The sequence below is a fragment of the Nostoc sp. NMS9 genome (genome assembly GCF_017114995.1).
Classification (GTDB): domain Bacteria; phylum Cyanobacteriota; class Cyanobacteriia; order Cyanobacteriales; family Nostocaceae; genus Nostoc.
On record NZ_JABXKL010000001.1, the window covers coordinates 42,136 to 63,727 of the forward strand.

Genomic DNA, 21,592 nt, shown 5'->3' on the forward strand with positions numbered 1-21,592 from the left:
GGGACAAGGGGACAAGGAGATAAACAAAACTCCTAACTCTTAACTCTTAACTCCTAACTCAGCACTCAACACTCAGCACTCAGCACTCCTAACGCCCAATGCCCAATCCCTATTACTTCAATTCCAGGGTGACTTGTTGTAAGTTGCCGGTGAATGCAAAGGGTGTTTGGTAAGTATCTACCGCAGGTGTGCCAGTATCTTGACCAACATCAAAGGTTTCATCTAAACCAAATCGGTAGCCTATAGTTTTATCAATGCGGCCTTCCGCAACCTGCTGATCGTTGATCGAGAGCTTACCACTACCACCTGCCCCCGGAGCGCCACCATCATAAGTAAAGTCAAATTTGATTTGGGATTTGCCGATCGCAATTGGTTGGGAAGATTGAATGATTGTGCGATCGCTATTTAACAAGTTGTAAGCAAAGGTGGGTTTACCTTCTTGCAAGAAGAAACTCCAACCCGCAAAACGTCCGCCTTGGGTAACTAAAACGCCTTCAGTACCATCTTTGGCAGCATCCACATCGGCAGTGATGCTAAAGGAGCGATTCTTAATATTGGGAGCGCTACCTTCGGGAATCCCTGCAACAGATGTGTAATAAGTAAAGCTATTGCGTCCTGTGATTAGGTTGGAACGGATTTTGACATCGAACCGTTGAAGTAAGCGATCGTCCAAGGGCAGAACTTTGTACTTCTTTGCTTCCTTCAGAAATAGATTTTGTAATTCTGCTAACTTGTCAGGGTTCTGCTTGGCTAAATCGTTGGCTTCACTGAAGTCTTTGGTAATATCGTATAGTTCCCAATTATCTTCATCGAAGGTGGTTTTGGAGACACGCTCCCAAGGTAAGCGTCCATGACGGGCGGCTGCTACCCAACCTTGATCGTAAATGCCACGATTGCCAAACATCTCAAAATACTGGGTTTTGTGATTAGATGGTACCGCAGGATTATTAAAGCTATAGACAAGGCTAGTACCTTCGATGGGTTGTTGTTTTGCACCGTTGACAACCTCTGGTTCTTCAATCCCCACAGCTTCCAGAATTGTAGGCGCAATATCAATTACATGATGGAATTGGCTCCGTACTCCACCACGATTTTTGATGCGCTCGCCCCAAGCCACAACTAAACCATTGCGGGTTCCGCCGAAGTGAGAAGCAATTTGTTTTGTCCATTGGAAGGGGCTATCCACTGCCCAAGCCCAAGCTGCATGAAAATGATTGAAGGTTTTTGGCCCGCCTAAATCATCTAAAGCCGCGAGAACTTCTTGAGGACTTTCTGCTACGCCATTAAAGACTTTTAATTCATTAACACTACCTGTTAAGCCGCCTTCAGCACTTGCACCATTATCCCCGGCGATGAAAAAGACTAAGGTGTTATCCAATTCACCAAGTTGATCAATCGTGTCAATGACTCTACCAATTTGTGCATCGGTATGGCTGAGGAAACCTGCAAATACTTCCGCCTGACGCGCATAAACTTTCTGCTCGGTGGGAGTGAGGGAATCCCAAGCCGGGAGTTCCGCCGGGCGAGGAGTCAGCTTAGTATCGGCGGGAATTACACCAAGGGCTAGCTGACGAGCAAAGATGTCTTCGCGTAATTTATCCCAACCTCGATCAAATTTACCCTTGTACTTGTCAATCCATTCTTTGGGCGCATGGTGTGGGGCATGGGTAGCGCCAGTGGCAAAGTAGGTAAAGAAGGGTTTATCAGGAGCGATCGCTTGTTGGGTACGAATCCATTTAATTGCATGGTCTGCTAAATCGGGGGTGAGGTGATAATCAGGGCGATTTGGTTTTTGAATATGTTGGGTATTTTCCACCAAGGCTGGACTCCATTGATTGGTATCACCGCCCAGAAATCCATAGAAGTACTCAAAACCTAAACCTGTCGGCCAGCGATCAAATGGGCCTGCTGCACTGGTTTCATAGTCTGGGGTATTGTGCCATTTGCCAAAGGCTGCGGTGTTATATCCATAATTTCGCAATACTTCAGCGATCGTTGCCGCACTTCTAGGTAAAATCGCAGTATAACCTGGATAGCCTGTGGCTAACTCCTCAACTACACCTGTATTCACAGAATGGTGATTGCGTCCCGTGAGCAATGCGGCTCTGGTAGGAGAGCAGAGTGCTGTAGTGTGGAATTGATTATAACGCAATCCCCTTGCTGCTAGACGGTCTAAATTAGGCGTATCGATCAGACCGCCAAAGGTGCTGGGTTGTCCAAAACCGACATCATCAAGCAACACCAGCAACACGTTTGGTGCATTTTCTGGAGCCTTAATTGGTTTGGGGAAGTCTGGTTCGGATTCTTTGTAAGTCAGGCCAATTTTGCCTTTAAAAGATTGTTGGGGTAATGGCAATTTCTCGCCATAGTCTGCCCAAGCAGGTAGAGGTAAGAGGCTGGAAAATATTAGCGTTAGGGCTGTCAAAAAGGCGATCGCACCAGAAGTTAACTTCAGAGATGCATACAAAGAATCTCTCTTGTGAGGATCAGTCATACAATTTTGGATTTATAGATAGTGTGCTGGAAGGCAAATTTTTAACTAGCCGAAACCCGATATGAGTAGTTCCCGTATCGGGTGATTCTGACTCCCGCGCCGCCGGACGGTAGCGGCTACAGTAATTGGGAGCGCAGAGATACGATCCCCCCTTGATTACGTGTAGCTTTGGTTCATCGGGCTTGTTGGGATCAAAGCTTTGATTTAAAGCAATAGGATTAATTTGATGGAATTTGCGATCGTGTCCAACTTGAAAGAAATCAGTAGTCCATTCCCACACATTGCCGGTCATGTCATAGAGTCCATAACCATTGGGTGCAAAAGAACCGACGGGAGCAATGCCCAAGTGACCATCGGCTTTGGTGTTGAAAAAGGGAAAAATTCCTTGCCAAGTGTTGGCTCTATGTTCAGAATATTGATTGCCCCAAGCATAGGTTGCACCATCCAAGCCACCACGGGCGGCATATTCCCATTGAGCTTCGGTGGGTAGGGATTTTCCTGACCATTTGGCGTAAGCTAGGGCATCTTCGTAAGCTATGTGAACAACTGGATAGTTGGATTTGCTAGCAATCGCACTGTCTGGGCCAAAGGGATGTTGCCAATTCGCACCAGTAGTCCAATGCCACCAACTCAGAAAGGAAACTTGCTTGACACCTGGTTTTGCCATCTCAAACACTAGGGAACCCGGTAATTGCTGCTCATCGGGTAAATCGGGAAACTGTTCTTGAGATAAGGGACGCTCTGCAACTGTCACATATCCTGTGGCTTTGACAAATTCACCAAATTGTGCATTTGTTACCTCATATTTATCAATACAGAAGTTAGTCAGCGTTACATCTCCAGGCGATCGCTCCTCCACAAAACTGGAATTATCAGACCCCATTTTGAACGTTCCTCCTGAAATCATCGCCATACCTTGGGGACAGGGATTGACTGTGGCTGCAAATGCGGTTGTATTGATGAATAAGAGTGCGATCGCTATTCCCTGAATGAATATTAGTGTGAGAAAGCAATGTTTTTTTATATCTCTAATATTCTCAATTTTGTTACTTTTAATTGAATGCCTGTAGTTCATGAATAAGATTCAACTTTTCTTAAAACTTATATTATTTTAGATTTTAGATGAACAATCCCCCTTTTCATCGTAGTTTTCGTTAATCTATTTTTCGCATTATTTATTGTCGAAAAATCCGTATTTTTTATCACTAAATATTAAAAATGTTTTCAATCTTTGATATTATGCGCGAACTGTTAATTCTAAACTCTAATCTTAGGCTAATTTACAATAAAGATATTTATGTTTGACAAAATACTAAAAATTGATTGACTTACCGATGTTTTACCTAATATTGATAAATTACATCTTGTGAAAACATAAGTCAAGCACTATTCAGAAAACAATCAATAGACATCAAGACTGATAACTGTAGATTTTTTCAAGGCCTTGTAACAATTATGACTCCATGCAGATTGTAAAGTATGATGTATCAAGCACTTTCCTACATCTTGACGACGATAATCGGGATGAGTAATTACATTCTCAATTAGTCCATAGGGACGATCACCTCGCGTCAGATTAGGGACGATCACCAAAAGACAAGAGGCAATTAATACCAATTCAAAAAATGTTTACGACAGATAACCCGACCCGCACTGACGCGCACCCTCCCCAAAGCATCGGCTACGGTGTACACACATCTTGGTAATGAAGCCCAAACCCTGGATTTACCCCCCTTAATCCCCTCGATGCATTGGGGGAAATATCCAGTTCTCCCCCTTACCAAGGGGGAGTTAGAGGGGGTCAGAAGGACTTGTGTGTACACCGTAGCCTTATTCTTGGGGAGGGTTGGGGAGGGTTATTATCTATGTGCTGCATTCTTTTTTCAAATTAGTATAAGTTTCTCTCTCTGTCTGCTACAAAGCAATTAATCTCGCGATCAGCTACGCTGGGCGGAACGCCATCACTCAATATTCCGTTCCATATTTCCTGAAGAGTTGATGCGTTAGGTAAAGGAGCATCCGTTGGGTTCAGATGTTGGTACAGGTTTAGCAGTGGTGATAATTCATCTTGCTGAATGCTGCATATTGAAATATCCATAATTTATGTGTGGTTTGAAATTGCCTTGTAAACCCATATTTCAAACTTAGCCTCAGAGGAGAGATTAGTTTTTAAAGAGCCATAATGATTGATACAAAATTCTTCAAATTCATTTATTACTTGATGAAAGATATCATCTGATACTCGCCAACATAAACCGTATGCTCGTGCTTTGAAAAAACTTAGTATCTCTTCAACCGTATTGCTAACTCTCCATTCCTTAGCTACGAAATAATTTGATACGTAACCTTTTCGCTGTAAATATCCTTCTACATCTATCTTTTGTATTGCTGTATTAATACTTGACGATTTTTGCTTTGCTCCTTCATACTTAGATAGTATATCTCGAAAATATCTTTCAAATTCTCGTCTAGCTGGTGGTGTAATCCACTGACAATTGAGATAAAAGCCTTCAGACTTCAGCACTCGATCAATATTGTCTAAAAATACTCTCCAATCAGAAACAGTATGGATCATGTGGACAGTCAATACAACATCAAAACTGTTGTCTGGAAAAGCTAATTGTGAAGCATCACCGTAGATTAGGTTCAAATTAGGAGGAGTGACATTTAATTTTTGACGCAACCGATCAAGCATTTCTTGAGAAGCATCAATGCCTGTCACAGAATAACCCCGTTTAACAAGAGGAATAACATTTAACCCTGTGCCAACACCTGGTTCTAAAAAAGAGGTTTCAGGCGTAGCACAAGTAAGGTTAAGAATAAAATCGGCAACTTCCTCTGCAACTGATTCTGTTAGCCAGCGTGTTTGGTCATAGATTTGTGCAATATAGTCATAGTAGTTGGATTTTTTCATATCTATACGCTTCAGTCGAGTTATACTTTTGCATTTAATTTATTGTCCTTGTATTGTGGCAGGAGTGTAAACAATTGATATCAATAAAATTACTTTCCAAACTAACTTTCTCGACCAACTAATCATAAGTAATCATAATCTCTACTATGTCTGCTGCTTAGAGAATTGTGGATTAATAAGTATAAAAAAATACAAATATTTTAGCGATCGCTCTTTGGAGAAAAACTTTTTGGTTTACTGAAAATGCTTTTACCAACGCTGCCTATTGCTTGAGCGACTTCTGAGGCTGCCTGTGTGGCGGCAGCAGGAACTAGCACTGACAGCACCACATCAGATTTAATCACCAGTTGTTTGAATGAACTTGAAAGAAGTTATTTTTTCTCCTTCGTAAGCTAGGGCTTGGTCGCCTGCTTGGGCAAATGCTTGGGCGAGTTCAAGCAGCTTTTGTCGCTCTTGCTCGTTAACGATACCAGCCGGAGGCGGCATTCGTTTTTCTTTAATTTGGCGCACCGTTTCGTGTCGTAAGGAGAGCGCTTGATTTGGATAACTCAGCATTAATAAAGGATTTTGTTTAGCTGCGTTGTCTGGACTATGACAAACAATACAAGCGTGTTGACGTAGATTAACCTCAAATGCACGATAAGCAGCATCAACTTCAGCGACGTGTGGGTTTGATGGAGAAAACAAACGGGTATATAGTGTTACATAAGGTTGCTTCTTACCATGAGCATCATTCCAAACCCACTTACCATCCCATACATGATTTACTACTGGTCTTTGTGAGTCAACCACAGCTGAACGTAGCGCCCCTTTGAGCTTTTTCTGTTCTAGAAACAAAAGTAATTCAGTACTTTGCTGGTAAGAATTCCACTTTTTCGATGAGTGCCAAAAAGGATAAGGATAAGCACCAATATCAAGCTGATTGCGGAACTGAATGGGAAGGTGAATCACAATTAAATTGTTTACCTGTTCAACTTTTGGTTCACCTTTGAACATAAAAGTGGCTAGGTATATGCGACGCCAAACTAACGGATCAAATTCAGTTGTTTGATTATCTTTGAGATTGTAATTACCGACTTTGCTTTGAGCACCCCACAAGAAGGGTGCATTCATAGTTTCGCGGAGAGTTGTTAGCTTAGCAAGTTTGTCAGCGCATGAGTTGAAGGCAGCTAAATTTTTAGTATCAGAGACAACGGGACAAGCAGCAATAATTTCTTTACCTAATTTCTTAGCTAGTTCTATGTCCGGCGATGCTTCTTGTGCTGATACTATATTTTTGGGATTGAGTGCTTGTGTTGTAGATATCAAGAACGCGATCGCTACCGCTATGCTTAATAACAAAGATCGCGTAGGCGCAGCCTGCCGCAGGCATCGAGAGTAAAATCTCCGAAGATCAGACATTGTAGAACTCTGAAACTAAATAGGATTTAAGTAAATGTAGAGACGCGAAATATCGTGTCTCTATATTTTCTAAACAGTCAAAGCTTTAAACTGTGATTTTTGTACCATCAAACTTGGTGAACGTGAAACCTTCAAATTTTTCGCGGAACGTTAGCTTTTCATCCTTAAGAATGCTGATGGCGATCGCTTCGCCAAGGGCCAACGACGCTGCTGCATCTGTGCGCCAGTGAATCCCAGCACTATCACGACCCAAGCCAATATTTGCCGCCAGTTTGTTCAATTCGCCGCCTACCGTCAGCAGTGGGCCTTGATAGGGAATCAACTTGGTGGGATCTTTGGGATCGGGTACCACCGGATTCGGAATCACATAACTCTCATCAAATAGTGCTTTCAAAATCGTGACACTGGCACCTGCGGACACCGAAGCGCCCCCTGGATAAGAAGAGTGGAATGGTGCCCCTTCAGGAAAAGCTTGCGGTAGCAGATAGGATTTGTTTTTGCTGAAGAAGCGGTCTAGTACTTCTGAGTTAAAAACATCGGGGTGAATCGGATAGTTTGTTTTATTCACCTTGTTGTTGTGAACCAACCCACCATAAGCCTCTGCTCGCAGACGACGGTGAACATAGTACTTTTGCCAATAAGCGGCTCTGATTGCATGTGGAGCAACCCAAGCGATGAGAGATTGTGAATACCCTGGACCAAATGTCGCAGAACCACTCGCTTGGGTCTTCGAGTTGTTATAAGGATTACCAGGATTGTAAGGTGAGCCAACGCCACCAGCTAGGAGGTCATTAATGACTGGCTTGGCGAGTAGAATTAGAGCAGCATTTGCATAGACGGGTGGTGGCGTGTGGGCAATCTCTGACTGGTCGCGCCCGTTGATAAAGTAGCGACGGGTTGAGTCAAATTTAATCGTTCGACCAGGATCGCCACCATTTTGCACCAGCAACCACTCGTTATAGTTGGTTTGAAAACTGTTTTCGGGAATAGCTAGGGGAACACGGTTAAGCTGAACATAAGTATGTGTTCCTGCGGGCACAGGACGCAGTAAAAACTGGGAGACGTATGGGCCCACATCTACCCCTGGTAGTGTGTAGTAACTCGTTCCACCAGAGGCATTAACGTAAATCACAGTGCCTCGAAATAGGAGTTCGGGTGTAACCTGTCCGTTCTGTTTAGGCCCTTTGAATGCTGACAACCGATTCAGATCCTGAACTGCTGCCAGAATCAGCGGGTTAGTTGTATTATTGCGGAACTCGCTAAAGGGTACATCCTGCAACAGTTGTTGCCAAGCAATTTCGAGGAATTCAGCCGCCTGCTCTGCACTATCGAGGGTAGGTGGCACTGGAATTGTCAATTGGCTCGGATTCAGCCCACTCAAGCTAACCGCTAATGGACCGAGCGGTTGTACCAGCTTCCGTTTGCCACCCAGGATGATCTTTTCATACTCATTGGGATCATCGGAGTTCAACGCATTAATAAAAGATTGATAAGCCTTCAGATCCACTTCGCCCAGCTTGTTATGGGGTAATCCTCGTGTATCCGTCGCAATTTTGTTAGCATACTTCGCCTCATCTCCATTGGTGGGATGAAGAGGAATAGGAATTTCCGAATTAACCTTGGCTGCTCTTGTACGTACTTGAAAAGCTCTATTACGAAAGTTGCTATAGTTAAACGTTGCAGGAGGTTTTTGGGCCTGGACAACATTTCCTCCTTTCTTCAAGGAAAAAGATGAGCTGAAAACCCCTGCCACAACACTAGCTGCACTAAACAAACCGACGCGACCGAGAAATAAACGTCTGCTGCCGCGACTGAGGAATAATCTTTTACTACCTGCGCTAGTTTGAGGTTGCTTAGTTTTTGTTATTTCACTATGAGCCTGAGCATTTTTTTCAGAATCTTGATGAGAATTTGGATCTAATTGCATGAGATGTTCTCCACTGGAAAAAAATAATGCAAAAATCTAGTCATAAGTGAATACATGAGCATCTGAAAACTAGAACAACTAGCCATACACGAAATGCCCACCTCTAGAGAAACAGGGAAATCGAACTAGATTTGGGATGATATCTGGGGTTACTTTACTGGAAGGTAACTTACATAGGAGTGATATCAGTTTGGTTAAACACTTAATAATATCTGTAGGTTGGGTTGAAGAACGTAGAACCGAATGCGAACAGCATCTCGTAGAGAAGGGGCTTCCCGCAGGGGAACCCAACATTTGATCCTTATTCATATTGGGTTTCACTGCCGTTTAATCCAACCTAAATTGATAAATTTTATTAGAAGTAATCACCCAAACTTGATATATTCTCCTGACAGTAATATCGGCATTCAGTGCTGGTATGATGCCTTGATTGCATGGCTGTTATACTTTTGTAGTTGTAATTAGTGTGATCGGATGTTGCCGGGATTAAAGCACAGCTAAAACCACCGCTTGCTTCCAGTCAAGCTAGATAACACTGTAAATCTATCGATTTACCGTATTTTGTAGATATTAAATCAGACTTTCTCACAATCGGTGATAAAAATCAAGAGGTTTTTACAATAAACTTAGCAAGAGCGTGAAAGCCCCAGAGGAACAGGCGCACAGCCTCGTATTCTCTGCTTGAGACTGTGGATGAAACGCGACGCGGTCGGTTTTGATCAAGTATCAAAGGCGGTTGTTGTTGAAAGGTTGAGTTGAGAGAACTAGACGTAGGTGTAGCCCGTCCGTCGTAGACATCGCTTCCAGACAACATCCCATAAAAACGGATTTAGCCTTTATTGGACTGGGTAATTAAGCCCAACTCTGCATAAATTGGATGCACTATTTTTCTTATTTTGGGCAGTTGTCTACTAAAGAAATATGCTCCTAAAATACAACAAGCACCGCCAAATAATAAAGAATTATCAACACCAAAGTAACCTGCTAATGCTCCGAAAAATAAATTACCAAAAGGCAGTATTCCTAAAAAACCAGTTGTAAATATACTAGTTACCCTACCTCTTTTATCTTCATCAAGAAGAATTGATTGCATAAAGTTACTGATTGAAGCCAAGGTTAGAGTATTATTCATGCCGATGATAAACATGAGTAGTAGACAAATCTCTAAATTTGTTGACCGAGAAAAAACTATTAAGCCTAAACCTAAAAGTGCGGCAGAGATTGCTATAATTTTTCCCAGTCCCATAACATTTTTTCTAGAGATGAGATAAATACCTGAAACTATGGAACCAAAAGCCGAAGCTGTCATCAAAAAACCCATAGTTTCAGCGTTACCATTTAGTACTTCTTGAGCAAAAATTGGCACTAGATTGACATGAGTCATTCCCATAAAACAAATAGTAATTTGCAATATCAATAAATATTTAATCGGCAAAAATTCGTATGCATAAACAAACCCTTCTTTAAGATTTTTCCACATTTGGGGTTTTTGAGCCAAGGAATTATTGATAACTGGGTTGACTTTGATAGTTAAGATTGCAGATACAAATGGTAGATAGCTGATACTATCTACTAAAAAACAGGAAGCTGCACCAGACCTGGCAATCAGTAAACCCCCAATCATCGGGCTAACAAACTTCGCTGTATTAATCAAGAATGAATGGGAAGCCATTGCACTATAAGTATCTGATTTCTTATCCAAAAGTCTGGGAATAATTACCTGGCGTGCTGGTAAATCGAAAGCTTTTACAATTCCCTGAATCGTGCCTATGGCAATAATCCATGCAACATTGATGTTATTGCTAAGAGTTAAAAAGGTTAAGATAGAAGATAGCAGAATAGATACTAGCTGAGTAGTTAATAGAACATATCGTAAGTTCCAGCGATCTAGCAATACTCCTACCAAGGGTGTAATAATTAAGCCCATAGCTTGATTTGTAAATCCAGCTACACCTACCAATACAGCTGAATTAGTTAGTTGATAAACTAGCCATACCAAAGCAATTTGAGTCATCCAAGACCCAAAAAAAGATAAGCTTTGTCCAATAACGAAACAAGAAAAATTTACAGATTTAAGCGCAGGTGGAAGTTCAAAAAAAAACTTTGGCTTGTATTTTTGGACTTTTACTCTATTACTTGGTATCATCAGTTTTTACCTATTTGAAAATTATTGCAACCCTGTTTAATTTTTCATCCTTTGTTCGTTGTTAGGACTTACGTACAAGAGATCCCCTAACCCTCTTTTGTCACTTTTGGAGAATACAATAACCCAAAGGTTTATGGGGCTTTGGCTTTCACTTTTTGTCTATAAATTTTGGTTAGAATCTGGATTAGATTATTGTTTTCCGAGAGTGACAAACCAGGGTTAAGGGGGGATAGACGTTTCTAGTTGTTAGGGCGTAAGTCCGGTTGTGTTCCTTTCTTTGCCTGCGCTTTGCATTCACTCTGTTCATAGTGCTTTTTCCTTTAACCTATTACCCTTGGATTAAGATAATTTGCACGGATGAGGACATTGGTAGAGACATTGCATTTCAACGTCTCTACTAATTTTTTTGATGAAGTTTTAGCAGACTTGCATATCACCAGCCTTGAAATAGTATTAGTAAACCTTAATATTAGTAAAGCAGAAAGTTTGTATGCTTAGTATTGAAGCAAAAAAAAGCAGCACTATGAGCAGAATGATTATCATACCACGTTTGGTCGAATAGCCACAACCCCTACCGCTAAACAGCAAGGGTTTGAGGTGGTTGATGCTCAATTAAACACAGTTGACATCACAGCCAAGCGCGATCGTATTGAACAGGCCAGCGTTTATCGTGTCCAAGTTGTTTGGCTGCCAGATGTGGCCAGTAAGGATTGCGGAGTAGCTCACGTCCTAACAGCACTATATCAGCTACTTCTGTACGAATAATCTCGTCTGCTTGTTCAGGGGATGTAATTAAACCTACGGCTCCTGTATGAATATTAGCTTCGCGGCGGATGCGTTCGGCAAACTGAGTCTGATAACCAGGTTTAATTGGGATATTAACGCCCGGTATGATACCGCCTGATGAATTGTCGATCAGATCAACTCCTAAAGACTTGAGTTTGTCGCTTAAAGCAATACTTTGCTCAATGTCCCAGCCATTGTCTACCCAATCGGTGGCAGAAATGCGTACCCAGAGTGGATGTGTCTGAGGCCAAACCTCTCGGACTGCTTGAACTACTTCTCTAAGCAGACGAGTCCGGTTTTCAAAGCTGCCACCATAATCATCTTGACGGTGGTTAGAAAGGGGTGAGAGAAATTGGTGCAGTAGATAACCGTGGGCAGCATGGATTTCTACTACCTTGAAACCAGCTTGGAGAGAACGTTTGGCAGCTTGAGTAAAGGCGTCAATAATTTCTTGAATTCCCTCAAGACTGAGGGCTTCTGGAACTGGGCTATCTTGGCTAAAAGCGATCGCACTACTCGAAACCAAGGGACGCCAACCTTCCTGAGATTCATCCAGCACTTTCCCTCCCTTACTCGGTTTGGCAGTGCTGGCCTTTCTACCTGCATGAGCAAGTTGAATACCTGCAACAGCGCCAAAGTTATGAATTAATGCCACAGTCTTGGCTAAAGTTTCTATGTGTGAATCTGACCAAATTCCCAAATCTTGCGGGCTAATGCGTCCACGCGGCTCTACAGCTGCTGCTTCTGTGAACACTATACCTGCACCGCCAACTGCGCGAGAAGCTAGATGAATAACGTGCCAATCATTAGCATATCCATTTGTACTGGAATATTGACACATCGGTGAAACGGCGATGCGGTTGCGAAAAACAACTTCACGAATCTTGAATGGTTCAAATAGATGTGCCATTAATCTTGATTCCTTCTCTTGCTAGGTAAAATAAATTGGGGAGGGATTTGCAGCATAAATTCGATTTTGCATTAGACGGCTGGAGATTTTCTCTTCCGTACACTGAAATGAGCGATAAACGCCACAGCCAACAAAAAGAATCCCAAAGCACAAACGCCTGATTATGTCTAGCTATTTATTTAGTTACACTAATAATTAGGTATGCATATTTTCATAAAGACTGTATAATATTTTAAAGTACATTAACCCGACCGATAAACTGTAGTATATCATCTAACTGACGTAGATACCTGCCAGTGAATTATTTAACTGCACTAATCAGAAAACAGAATGGTTTCTTTTATCGATAGTGGGCGATCGCTCATGAACAGCTTCTGTTTTATTGCTTTAGTTTGAGTTGTGCAATCTCAAATAGTCTGCATGTCACGATTATTACAAGGAAAAAATTTCATGAGCAACATACAACTATACTTCGCCAAAGCCTCTACCTTCTCTCAACGTACTCGCGTCGTCTTACTGGAAAAAGGTATTGACTTCACCCCGATAGAAATTGACTTACAAAATAAACCAGATGGGTACACGCAGATTTCGCGCTATGGTAAAGTTCCGGCTATCAAACATGGGGATATTGAAATTTACGAGTCCGCCATTATCAATGAATATTTAGATGAAGTTTTTCCAGAACCACCTTTGTTACCCCGCGATCCCGCAGCTAAAGCGATCGCTCGGATTTGGATAGACTATGCCAATATTCGCCTTGTCCCAGCTTTTAACAAATTCTTACGCGGTAAAGATAGCACCGAACAAGAACAAGGACGAAAAGAGTTCACAGAAGCACTTCTATATATTGAACAAGAAGGATTAGGCAAAGGTGATTACTTCTTAGGAGATCAGTTTAGCCTAGTTGATATTAGCTTCTATCCTTGGTTTGAACGTTTACCACTCTTAGAACACTTCCGCAAATTCGCACTACCGGCAGAAACACCTCGGTTGCAGACATGGTGGAATCTGGTACGCGATCGCTCCTCAATCCAAGCAGTAGCAAATCCTGCGGACTTCTATTTGGAAAGATTCGCCAAAGTTCTCGGTGAACCGATTCCCGTTGGTGCAGCACAAAAATAGGACACAGGGGCGTGGTGATAGGAGTAAATCATTAACTGTTGAGTATTGACCAAATAATTAACCAAAATCCAAAATGGGATAACCTATGAGCTTAAATAACCAAGTTATAGACAGACCGATTTCCCTGGATCTGCCATCCGTAGAGGCTAACCTCACTTACCTGATTCCAACGGCAGAAAAACCTGTTAACTATACTTATGAACCGCCAGCCGGGATTCCCCGCACGAATGCAACTTATCAGACACACAAACTGCCAATTTACAATGCTCGTTCTATCTCAGAAAACATCTCGTTAGATAAAGAAGGATTCGCCTTTACTGGACATATTACTAATGTCCGCAACTTTTATGATGAAGACGAAGTGCGCCGTGTCTACTATCCAGAAGCCGAGCAATTGTTAAAAGAGGTGACAGGCGGAACTAAGGTAGTGATATTTGATCACACCCTGCGTAACGCCGGTCAGTCAAAGCCAGGTGAGAATAATATTAAAGAACCTGCCAAGCGGGTACACAACGACTTCACCGCCAAATCTGGCTATACTCGCGCCCGTTTGGAACTAGCAGCACGAGGCATAGATGACATTGATACGTTACTAAAACAACGATTTGCCATCATCAATGTTTGGCGAGCGATCGCCCAACCAATCCAAGAGTCACCATTAGCAGTGTGTGACGCACAAAGCATTGCAACAACAGACCTTGTGGCTGGTGATTTAGTGTACCGCGATCGGGTTGGTGAGACATACGGAGTCACGTATAACTCCCAACATAAATGGTTCTACTTCCCGCAAATGCACAGAGACGAAGCACTATTTATCAAATGTTTCGACTCCGCAGAAGACGGACACGCCCGTTTTGCCGCCCATACAGCCTTTGAAGATCCCACCAGCCCAGCCAACGCTCCCCCACGAGAAAGCATCGAACTACGAACATTCGTCTTTTACCCCGCATAGATAGATCACAAAAACTTGTCTCAAACTCCTACTCTCTGCGCCTCTGCGTAAAACAAATTACAGCAGTTTTCATGTATTTGAACCACACCTGTCGTAGGGGCGCAAGGCCTTGCACCCCTACCGCGTGGTCTATTTACTTTTGGTTTGCTAATCTAGCGATCGCCCACATAAACTTAAAATGAGCCAAATTGTAGAAGAAGTTCTGGCAGCTAATCTTAGTTACACTGATAAATTCGGTGATAAAGGTAATCTCACCATACCCCCATCTCGTCGGTTTGCAATTCTCACGTGCATGGATGCTCGACTTGACCCAGCTAAATTTGCTGGACTAGCTGAAGGAGATGCCCATGTAATTCGTAATGCAGGTGGACGTGCTAGCGATGATGCGATTCGCTCTTTAGTGATTTCTTACAAATTACTTGGTACGCGTGAATGGTTTGTAATTCATCACACTAATTGTGGAATGGAAACTTTCACTAATGAAATCATCAGTAATTTACTTTCTAGTAGCCTCAAAACAGCCAAGCTAGATGAAATAGGTTGGTCAGATATTGGATCTGGGTCGGGATCAAGCGAAGGCAAGTTTATCAATTGGTTGACTATTGATGACCAAGCTAAAAGCGTTTATACAGATGTACAACGGATTCGTTTGCATCCATTAGTTCCAAGTGAAATTCCGATCTATGGCTATATCTACGATGTCAAAACAGGGCTATTGATTGAAGTTCCTGAAGCTACTAAGCTTGGTCAAGCTGCGTAGTTTTATTGTCTAACGTAAAAGTAGTATTTAATGAAATAGCTATTTGTGTAAAAACCTCCTTTGTTGGGGAAGCGTATTCACTTATCGCAATCGGATTTCCAGTATCACTACCGCTACAAATGCGGGGATCGATGGGAATTTGTCCCAACAGAGGCGCTTGTAATTCTGCCGCCAATTGTTCGCCGCCACCACTACCAAAAATCGGTGTGCGTGAACCACAATCACCGCACATTAAATAACTCATATTTTCAATGATGCCAAGGACAGGAACACCCACTTGGCGAAACATATATATATTACGTCGTACATCGGCAACAGCCACTTGTTGAGGAGTTGTCACTAAAATGACTCCACAAATTGGGCTTTCTTGGATAATTGTAATTTGAGCATCACCTGTACCGGGGGGTAAATCTATTAATAAATAATCTAATTCACCCCATTCCACATCTTGCAAAAATTGTGTGATAATTTTATGCAATACAGGCCCCCGCCATGCCAATGGACGATTTGCTTCTGCAAGTAAACCCACTGACATTATTTTTATTCCTTGAGCTTCTAGAGGTAAAAACTTATCACCTGTGGGAGTATTAATCACTTGAATATCAGTTTGTCCTAAACCCAACATTTGGGGAACATTGGGGCCATAAACATCAGCATCTAATAGTCCTACTTTTGCACCTTGTAATTTTAAAGCTGCGGCTAGATTAACGGCTGTTGTGGATTTCCCCACACCACCTTTACCACTAGAAACTGCAAGAGTTGTTTTAACACCGGGAATTGTACAAATTTGAATATAAGTTTTTTTACACCAATATAGAGATGATAATTTAGATTGAATTTCTGGCTGTAATTGGTGCTGATGAGAACCAATATATAAACGCAAGTAAATATAGTCATCAACTATGCGTAAGTTTCGTATCATTCCCAAACTAACGATGTCATTTTTTAAGGTAGGTTCGATAACCTGTTTGAGGAGTTGGACTACTTCTTGCTGCTGAAGATTAGTATCTGGTTTTACCTGATTTTCTGGACGCTGAAAGGGGTATTGGTGGTTAGACATTTAGAACTCCATAAAAATATTTATGTCAAACCTTGAATTTCCTCAAATGATGTATGCATAATAATTATAGACATAAAATAATACTAAATATAAATGCTTTTTCTCCTTCACATCCTCTGCAATACTTCTCTCACCCAAGCTTCTTCTGTGGGTGATTGCACTATCTTTAAAGGTTGTGAATAATCAATTGCCAAGTCAAATCTAGCACGTTCGTAAACTTCGTTTAATAACCTTTGCAATTCAAGTATCGGTTCAGGTTCTCCCTCACGCAAAGGTACAGGAAAAACAGGAATTGGGTTTTTTAAATCGAAAGTATATAAATCTGCATCAGGCCTGTTGTAGCTGCGACTGACCAAGATACTATAACTATAATCTGTGGTTGATGCTCCGAAAATAGGCATTGGCTGCCCTTGTCTGGTGAGGTCAACTTCTACTAAGTTGGTTGCAGAAGCCAAAATTTTCTGTCGTTTGCTTTCGTAGGCGGCTCTACCTTCTTTGGAGGGTTTATTTTTGGGAGAAAGTATTTCAATCACAGCGACTACTTCTTTGGTTGGAGTTGCTCGCACCTCTAAAAATCGCTCAGTTATCTGTTCAGGTACAGGAACTTTCACTTTACTGGGTTCAGCAAGTTTCGCAGCAGTCAAAGTTGTACTGATATCTGTAGTGTTACGTTTAGCAACTGCTACATCAGCAATTCCTACGAGTAAGACATCATCTACACTAGTGTAAACTCGCTCTTCAATGGAAACTCGGTATTTAGGGACGATTTGGGGAGTTAGGTCATCAGCGATCGCTACAATCAAACGATTGTGAACTTGATGCCAAAGTTCAGGCTGTTCCAAATACGGGTTCATTCCAGGAAATGGATTGTCCATTACGCTTTCCCTTAGTTATTTACTGCTCCCTTGAGACTATTCTATCTGTTTGAATCTTCTGAATTGCCCGTTGCGCTTGGATGGACACTTCTTTGTCAGGGTCATCTAAGGCTTGTTGTAGGGGGTTAATAACGTCGGGATGAGCTAAATTTCCAAGTGCGATCGCAGCTTCTTTGCGGACATCTGCATATTCATCTGTTAATGCTTGAATTAATCTTGGCATAACTTGAATATCTGGAATTTTTTGCAAAGCTTGCGCTGCTGATTTCCGCACTTGCCAATGTTCATCATTTAAAGCTATTTCTAATGCTGAAATTGCTTGATTATTTGCATGAATAGCTAGAGATTTAGCTGCATTTCGGCGAACTTGCCAGTCACTATCATTTGTGAGTGCTTGACAAAGTATTGTAATCACTTCTGGATCTTGTAAATGTTCTAAAGTTAAAGCAGCAGCACGACGTACACTTGCTTCATCATCAAAGATTAGATTTAAAGCTTGTGGACATTTTTCTAGTTGATTAATATATCGAAGTGTAGTAATGGCTGCTTCTCTTAACTCAGGGTTTTTGGATTCTAAAAATGGTAAAATGTTGGGTAAAGATTGAATATCATGTATCTTCCGCAAAAGCACCAAAATATTTAATTGAATATTTACATCATTATTTTGGAGTTTATTTAGTAAAAGTAACAATTCATTTTGTGTAATTAACTCGTTTAATGCTGATGCAGCTTCAGTACGAATATCTGTATCTGCTGAACCAAGGCATTCAATTAAAGCAGGGATGGCAACAGGATTAGCAATTTCCCAAAGGGCAGCGATCGCTATTTTCTGAACAGTAATATGTTCGTCTTTTAAAGCTATAATTAAACCATCAATTGTTTCATCATCACCTAAATGTTGCAAGGTTTTGACAGCTACTATACGATCATTTACGTCAGGCGATCGCAACATTTCTAGCCAATGCTTGAGGTCATCATTCATTAATTTTTACCACAGATAGTTAACGTAACAAAAAGGGAATTTGCACAGTAATTGCATTGGTTGGACATTCTTTTTCACAAGGTAGACAAAACCAACACTCATCATATTTCATGTAGGCTTTGCCTGTTTCTGGATTTTTCGCCAATACATCCAAGGGACAAACTTCAATACAGGCTGTACATTTTTCTAGACATTTCGATTCATCAACGATCACAGGAACATCTATTCTCTGATTGATTAAAGCCATAAAATAACTCCATAATTTTGTACTAAAACTGCTAATCGGTAAAATAAATGGGGTAAATTTGCATGAATTATCTCACCATTGTAGGTTGTTTAGATGCATACGATGTAGTTCATTCAAATATTTAAATCGCAGACGATCATTAAGCAGATGGTGAGTGGCAAATGTATTAATTAACTGCATATTTTTCACTAAAACAATTTTTTATGAAAAGTTAATGATTGTTTGATATTGGTATAGCCAATTTTCTCATAAAACAAGTGAGCTTCTTTGCGTTTAATATTAGAACGTAATAGAACACTATCACATCCAGCCAGAGAAGCCCACTGTTCAATTTGTTGCATTAAAAAACGTCCAATTCCACTATGACGATAATCTTTATCTACAACTAATCCCAAAATAATCGCTGGAGTCGGAATAACTATTGAGTCACAAATATGAGCGTGCGCCCAAGCTATTACATATTCATCTTCTAAAGTGGCAACATACACAATATGAGCATCGTTATTTTTAATTTTAGTAAGGCGCTGCTCTATTTTTTGATTTGTCACAGAATATTCAAGTTGTTCGCAAAGACTAGCAATTCTCTCGACATCTTTAATCTCAGCTTGTCTAATTTTAATTTTCTCACTTACACTAACTTTGTTTATCATAATTTAATTTTAAATTACAATTATTTAGTTATCCAGGGTTGCACGGATAAAACGATAGCCTATATCAATCTCTGTCAAATTGTGAATATCACCATATTTTTTCCTCCATTTTCCACTACTTAAATCTGCTGCAAGTAACTTTACTCCTTGCTCTGCTAAATCTTGATTAGCTAAAGCAAAAGATGATATTCCTGCACGTACTTCTGGTTGAAGATATAACTCTGGTCGTCTCCAGCCTGCTGCTGCGAATAAATCAGATAAATCGTATGGTAACAAAAGGGGTATAGCTTCAACACACCTTTTAGTATTACTCTGAATTAAATTAACCTGTTCGTTAAGTGGTAAAAATCGTAACGCATCTTCCCACAAAAACGAAAAATAATCATAAAGCCATATCTTCTGAGCTAATCTAATATCAAAAGTTAACAAAATTATTGCCCCATCTATAATTATTCTGTGCATTTCCTGAAAAGCTTTTTCGAGATGAGAAAAGTGATGAATTGCCAGGATACTTACAACAGCATCAACAGAGTTATCTAGTAGAGGTAAATTTTCTGCATAGCCAGTAAACCACTTAATTTGCTGATGTTCTACTGCTTGTTTTTGCATAACTACAGAAGGTTCAACAGCATTAACAAGAAATCCTTTATTAGCTAGCACTAGACTGTAACCACCAGTACCAGCGCCGATATCAGCAATAATGCTACCTTTGGGTAAATTGAGTAAATCAATTAATTTATTGACAATACGGATATCAGGAACGCGAGTTTTTGAGTATTGTTGACTAATTGAATTATATATAGACATATTAGAAAATTCCTCAAAATAATTTAAAACAAAGTATTTAAAATTTAACTTTAGATAAATAAATCAAAAATCTGTTAGTTAAACAATTCCAGCAAATTTAATAGTTCACTTATCATAAACTTTAGTTTTACTTCTTGTGGTAAACTTTGATTTTTTCTGTTGTAATAGCAAAAATCCATTTTGACTTGTATTGCTCCTGCATAGTCATGATTGAGAGAATCTCCTACATAAAGGACTTGTGCTGGGGTTAAATTTAACCTAGATAAAGCATGATAGAATATCTCAGGAGATGGTTTAGCAAAACCAATTGCTTCAGAAACTACAACTGCTTCAAAAAAATGCTCAATTCCAGCAGCTTGCATTCTCGGTAGTTGTGCTGATACAAAACCGTTCGTAATGACAGCCAAACGATAATTGCGTGCAAGAACAGTTAATACTTCATATACATCAGGTTCCAAGACACTTGAATGATTAAAAATCTCCCAAAAGATGTCTCCGAAATGGCTAATTTTCTCTGTTTTTATATTTAACTCAGCCAGTGTACTTTCATAAGACATCTTAATTAACTCACTAGGAGTAAAAATATCTCGCTGTCTCCAATACTGTGAGTTATAAGTTTCATATACTTGTAGAAAAATAGTTTCAGTTATCCTATGTAAATCTAAGGAGATTGCACAAGCTTCCAGTGTGCCAAGAATGGCTTTACGCTCACACAAATCAAAATTTAATAATGTATTATCCAGGTCAAAAATTATGGCTTTGTAACACATATTTGTTTTCCTAAACTGTAATACATCTACCAAATATCGATGATTTTCTATTAATAATAATTAATTAGTAGAAAGAATTTTTAAATACTCCTTCACAGCATTAAATAGTCCTATGTCTAAAGCATCTGCAATTAGGGCATGACCAATCGAAACTTCAAGTATATTAGGAATTGAACAAAATTTCTCTAAATTTTGTAAGTTTAAATCGTGTCCTGCATTGACTCCTAAACCAATTTCTTGAGCCTTTTTTGCCGATTGTTGATACTTTTGAAAAACTGATTCCACATCATCCTTACGAAAAGCTGTGGCATAAGGTTCTGTATATAGCTCTATGCGATGTGCGCCAATTTCTTTTGCATATTCAATTTGAGTTAAGTCGGGATCTAGGAATAGGCTGACTCGGATTCCAAGTTCTTTTAACTCTTGGATAATTGGTTTGAGCCAAAAGCCATTTGTAGCTAAATCCCATCCGTGGTCTGAGGTAAAAGCGTCAGGTGCATCAGGAACCAAAGTACACTGTGTTGGCTTTACCTCTCGTATTATGTTTAAAAATTGAGATGATGGATTACCTTCTATATTGAACTCAACAGTTAGCATTTCTGCCAATTCATAAACATCTTTAGATTTGATATGTCGTTCATCTGGACGTGGGTGAACTGTAATTCCATGTGCGCCTGCTTGAATGCAAGTAGAAGCTGCCTTGATTACGCTTGGTATACCAAAATTTCGAGAATTTCTGAGTAGAGCAACTTTGTTAAGATTAACACTGAGATTTATCATGAGATTAAA

General features: G+C 40.5%; 20 protein-coding genes. 3 read left to right on the forward strand and 17 right to left on the reverse strand.

Annotation, left to right across the window (positions count from 1 at the left end; all coding sequences use genetic code 11):
• Positions 1–112 precede the first annotated feature (112 nt).
• From HWQ40_RS00145 to namA, 9 genes are all read right to left on the reverse strand, one after another.
• Positions 113–2,494 carry an arylsulfatase gene (locus tag HWQ40_RS00145; RefSeq protein WP_292774099.1) on the reverse strand — a complete coding sequence of 794 codons (2,382 nt, stop codon included), beginning with the start codon at positions 2,492–2,494 and terminating at the stop codon, positions 113–115.
• The gene (locus HWQ40_RS00150; protein WP_292774101.1) at positions 2,487–3,569 is read right to left on the reverse strand and encodes a formylglycine-generating enzyme family protein; all 1,083 of its coding nucleotides are present in this window, start codon (positions 3,567–3,569) and stop codon (positions 2,487–2,489) included. Before HWQ40_RS00150 ends, HWQ40_RS00145 begins: the two co-directional genes overlap by 8 nt.
• A 326-nt stretch (positions 3,570–3,895) precedes the next feature.
• Positions 3,896–4,111, reverse strand: coding sequence for a GNAT family N-acetyltransferase (locus tag HWQ40_RS00155; RefSeq protein WP_292774103.1), 216 nt, complete (start codon positions 4,109–4,111; stop codon positions 3,896–3,898).
• 484 nt (positions 4,112–4,595) lie between these two features.
• Positions 4,596–5,408 carry a class I SAM-dependent methyltransferase gene (locus tag HWQ40_RS00160; RefSeq protein ID WP_292774105.1) on the reverse strand — a complete coding sequence of 271 codons (813 nt, stop codon included), beginning with the start codon at positions 5,406–5,408 and terminating at the stop codon, positions 4,596–4,598.
• A gap of 200 nt (positions 5,409–5,608) precedes the next feature.
• Complete coding sequence (locus HWQ40_RS00165; protein WP_292774107.1) at positions 5,609–5,752, reverse strand: hypothetical protein; 144 nt, start codon at positions 5,750–5,752, stop codon at positions 5,609–5,611.
• Positions 5,745–6,809: a hypothetical protein gene (locus tag HWQ40_RS00170; RefSeq protein WP_292774109.1), complete on the reverse strand. Its 1,065-nt coding sequence runs from the start codon at positions 6,807–6,809 to the stop codon at positions 5,745–5,747. The genes HWQ40_RS00165 and HWQ40_RS00170 overlap by 8 nt, the downstream gene beginning before the upstream one ends.
• An 85-nt stretch (positions 6,810–6,894) precedes the next feature.
• Entirely contained in the window at positions 6,895–8,736 is a 1,842-nt protein-coding gene (locus HWQ40_RS00175) for a vanadium-dependent haloperoxidase (RefSeq protein ID WP_292774111.1), read from the reverse strand.
• Between the two features lie 829 nt (positions 8,737–9,565).
• Positions 9,566–10,882, reverse strand: a complete 1,317-nt coding sequence (locus HWQ40_RS00180) for an MFS transporter (protein WP_292774113.1) — start codon at positions 10,880–10,882, stop codon at positions 9,566–9,568.
• A 628-nt stretch (positions 10,883–11,510) separates the two neighbouring features.
• The gene (gene namA, locus HWQ40_RS00185; RefSeq protein WP_292774115.1) at positions 11,511–12,578 is read right to left on the reverse strand and encodes an NADPH dehydrogenase NamA; all 1,068 of its coding nucleotides are present in this window, start codon (positions 12,576–12,578) and stop codon (positions 11,511–11,513) included.
• Between the two features lie 450 nt (positions 12,579–13,028).
• Here namA and HWQ40_RS00190 point away from each other — a divergent pair, with 450 nt between their 5' ends.
• The 3 genes from HWQ40_RS00190 to HWQ40_RS00200 all read left to right on the forward strand — a co-directional run bounded on the left by HWQ40_RS00190 (position 13,029) and on the right by HWQ40_RS00200 (position 15,412).
• Positions 13,029–13,700 carry a glutathione S-transferase family protein gene (locus HWQ40_RS00190; RefSeq protein ID WP_292774117.1) on the forward strand — a complete coding sequence of 224 codons (672 nt, stop codon included), beginning with the start codon at positions 13,029–13,031 and terminating at the stop codon, positions 13,698–13,700.
• A gap of 85 nt (positions 13,701–13,785) precedes the next feature.
• The gene (locus tag HWQ40_RS00195; protein ID WP_292774119.1) at positions 13,786–14,652 is read left to right on the forward strand and encodes a CmcJ/NvfI family oxidoreductase; all 867 of its coding nucleotides are present in this window, start codon (positions 13,786–13,788) and stop codon (positions 14,650–14,652) included.
• 178 nt (positions 14,653–14,830) lie between these two features.
• Positions 14,831–15,412, forward strand: coding sequence for a carbonic anhydrase (locus HWQ40_RS00200; protein WP_292774121.1), 582 nt, complete (start codon positions 14,831–14,833; stop codon positions 15,410–15,412).
• Here HWQ40_RS00200 and HWQ40_RS00205 read toward each other — a convergent pair.
• From HWQ40_RS00205 to HWQ40_RS00240, 8 genes are all read right to left on the reverse strand, one after another.
• Entirely contained in the window at positions 15,390–16,472 is a 1,083-nt protein-coding gene (locus HWQ40_RS00205; RefSeq protein ID WP_292774123.1) for an Mrp/NBP35 family ATP-binding protein, read from the reverse strand. The two genes, HWQ40_RS00200 and HWQ40_RS00205, sit on opposite strands and share 23 nt — an antisense overlap.
• A gap of 107 nt (positions 16,473–16,579) precedes the next feature.
• Positions 16,580–17,347 carry a DUF4058 family protein gene (locus tag HWQ40_RS00210; protein ID WP_292774125.1) on the reverse strand — a complete coding sequence of 256 codons (768 nt, stop codon included), beginning with the start codon at positions 17,345–17,347 and terminating at the stop codon, positions 16,580–16,582.
• A gap of 19 nt (positions 17,348–17,366) precedes the next feature.
• Entirely contained in the window at positions 17,367–18,329 is a 963-nt protein-coding gene (locus HWQ40_RS00215; RefSeq protein WP_292774128.1) for a HEAT repeat domain-containing protein, read from the reverse strand.
• Positions 18,330–18,348: 19 nt separating this feature from the next.
• Positions 18,349–18,576, reverse strand: coding sequence for a ferredoxin family protein (locus tag HWQ40_RS00220; protein ID WP_012408944.1), 228 nt, complete (start codon positions 18,574–18,576; stop codon positions 18,349–18,351).
• Positions 18,577–18,764: 188 nt separating this feature from the next.
• Positions 18,765–19,226, reverse strand: a complete 462-nt coding sequence (locus HWQ40_RS00225) for a GNAT family N-acetyltransferase (protein WP_292774130.1) — start codon at positions 19,224–19,226, stop codon at positions 18,765–18,767.
• 24 nt (positions 19,227–19,250) lie between these two features.
• The gene (locus HWQ40_RS00230) at positions 19,251–20,033 is read right to left on the reverse strand and encodes a class I SAM-dependent methyltransferase (protein WP_292774132.1); all 783 of its coding nucleotides are present in this window, start codon (positions 20,031–20,033) and stop codon (positions 19,251–19,253) included.
• 74 nt (positions 20,034–20,107) lie between these two features.
• Positions 20,108–20,803, reverse strand: coding sequence for an HAD family hydrolase (locus HWQ40_RS00235; RefSeq protein WP_292774134.1), 696 nt, complete (start codon positions 20,801–20,803; stop codon positions 20,108–20,110).
• A 60-nt stretch (positions 20,804–20,863) separates the two neighbouring features.
• Entirely contained in the window at positions 20,864–21,583 is a 720-nt protein-coding gene (locus HWQ40_RS00240) for a pyridoxine 5'-phosphate synthase (RefSeq protein ID WP_292774136.1), read from the reverse strand.
• Between the last annotated feature and the right edge of the window lie 9 nt (positions 21,584–21,592).